This window comes from Roseateles sp. P5_B10 (assembly GCF_056400485.1).
On sequence record NZ_JBFULE010001036.1, the window covers coordinates 1 to 1,586 of the forward strand.

Below are 1,586 nucleotides of genomic sequence, written 5' to 3' on the forward strand. Positions count from 1 at the left end.
GCCCCGGTGTAGCGCGCCACGAGCATCACCAGGTCGCCGGGTACAAATTGCACGGCCAGCAGGGCGGCGGGGTCGCCGCGCGCGATGACGACGGCCACGCCGAGCAGCGACAGGGCTGCGCCGGCCAGCTGGCGGCGAGTCGGCTTCACGCCGTAGAAGACGGCACCCACGCCGAGCATCCAGACCGGCATGCTGGCGGTGATCAGCGTGACGTTCAGCGGCGACGAGGTGTGCAGCGCCAGGTATTGCAGCGAGTTGTAGCAACCCATGCCAAGAAAGCCCAGCCAGGCCAGACCACGCCAGCGCTTCAAGGCCTCCCGCGGGTCGGCCAGCAGGCGGCGGGCCAGCGGAGCCAGCAGCACGAAGGCGAGCAGCCAGCGCAACGCGTTCAGCGCCATCGGCGGGATGTCGTTGCGCACCATGCGGCCGATGACGGCGTTGCCGGCCCACAGCAGTGGCGGCAGCGTCAACAGCAGAGCAAGGCGTGGGGTCAGTTTCATCAGGCGCCGCCGCGTGGGCCAAAGGGCTGGCACGATACCGGACTCGCGAACAGGAGACGCCGCATGAGTGAAAAAGCCGTTGTCATCGAAGCCCCGGGCGGGGCCGAGCAACTGAAGCTGATGGAYGTGGAGGTCGGCGCCCCMGGTCCGGGCGAGATCCGCATCCGCCACGAGGCCTGCGGGCTGAACTACATCGACGTCTACCACCGCAACGGYACCTACGCCTTGCCGCTGCCGGCGCGGCTGGGCATGGAAGGCGCGGGCGTTGTCGAGGCGGTGGGCGAGGGTGTCACCCACCTGAAGGCCGGTGACCGCGCGGCCTATGCGAGCAATCCACCGGGGGCATACGCGACCGCCCGTGTGATGCCCGCCAAATGCGTGCTCAAGCTGCCTGACGCCATCGATTTCGAGACCGCCGCGGCCATGATGCTCAAGGGTCTGACGGTGCAATACCTGCTGCGCAAGACCCTGCCCCAGGGTGGCCTGCAGCCGGGCGACTTTGTGCTCTTTCACGCGGCGGCCGGCGGTGTCGGGCTGATCGCCTGCCAATGGGCGCGGGCGCTTGGCCTGCAGCTCATCGGCACCGCAGGCAGCGACGAAAAGTGCCAGCTGGCGTTGGACAACGGCGCGGCACATGCCATCAACTACCGCCGTGATACGGACTTCGCCGCCAAGGTGCGCGAGATCACCGGCGGGCGCGGCGTGAAGGTGGTCTACGACTCGGTCGGTGCCGACACCTGGGAGGGCTCGTTGAACAGCCTGGCGCCTTTTGGCCTGCTGGCCAGCTTCGGCGGTGCCTCGGGTCCGGTGCCGCCCTTCAGCGTGAGCACGCTGGCGGCCAAGGGCTCCATCTATGTGACGCGGCCGACGCTGTTCACGCACATCGCCACGCGCGAGGCCACGCAGGTCATGGGCGACGAGCTGTTCGAGATGGTGGCCAGCAGCCAGGTCAAGGTCCGCATCGACAAGCGCTATACGCTGGCGGACGCGGCCCAGTCCCACCGCGATCTGGAGGCCCGCCAGTTGGTGGGCAGCGCCGTGCTGCTGCCCTGAAACTTTAAGCCGGCGCCCGGCCGAGTTGCAGCT

2 protein-coding genes are annotated in these 1,586 nt (G+C 68.7%); one reads left to right on the top strand and one right to left on the bottom strand.

What is annotated here, in order from left to right:
- Positions 1–500, bottom strand: a 500-nt coding sequence (locus tag AC1DU6_RS30535; protein WP_477861830.1) for a DMT family transporter, incomplete at its 3' end; no start/stop codon positions are given.
- Between the two features lie 63 nt (positions 501–563).
- Between AC1DU6_RS30535 and AC1DU6_RS30540 the strand changes: the two genes are divergently transcribed.
- Complete coding sequence (locus tag AC1DU6_RS30540; protein ID WP_477861832.1) at positions 564–1,553, top strand: quinone oxidoreductase family protein; 990 nt, start codon at positions 564–566, stop codon at positions 1,551–1,553.
- Positions 1,554–1,586: the final 33 nt, after the last annotated feature.